The sequence below is a fragment of the Paenibacillus agri genome (assembly GCF_013359945.1).
Classification (GTDB): domain Bacteria; phylum Bacillota; class Bacilli; order Paenibacillales; family Paenibacillaceae; genus Paenibacillus_AQ; species Paenibacillus_AQ agri.
On sequence record NZ_JABWCS010000022.1, the window covers coordinates 1 to 241 of the forward strand.

A 241-nucleotide genomic window follows, 5' to 3' on the forward strand; every position below is an offset into this window, starting at 1 on the left:
CTTGCACTCCTGATGGTTAGCGGCGGACGGGTGAGTAACACGTAGGCAACCTGCCCCACAGACTGGGATAACTACCGGAAACGGTAGCTAATACCGGATAATTCCTTTTGGCTCCTGCTAAGAGGATGAAAGACGGAGCAATCTGTCACTGCGGGATGGGCCTGCGGCGCATTAGCTAGTTGGTGAGGTAACGGCTCACCAAGGCGACGATGCGTAGCCGACCTGAGAGGGTGAACGGCCA

The 241-nt window shown here is 56.4% G+C and carries 1 rRNA gene; it reads left to right on the forward strand.

The features are described 5' to 3' along the window. Nucleotides 1-241 (forward strand): 16S ribosomal RNA (locus HPT30_RS00095); the annotation flags it as partial.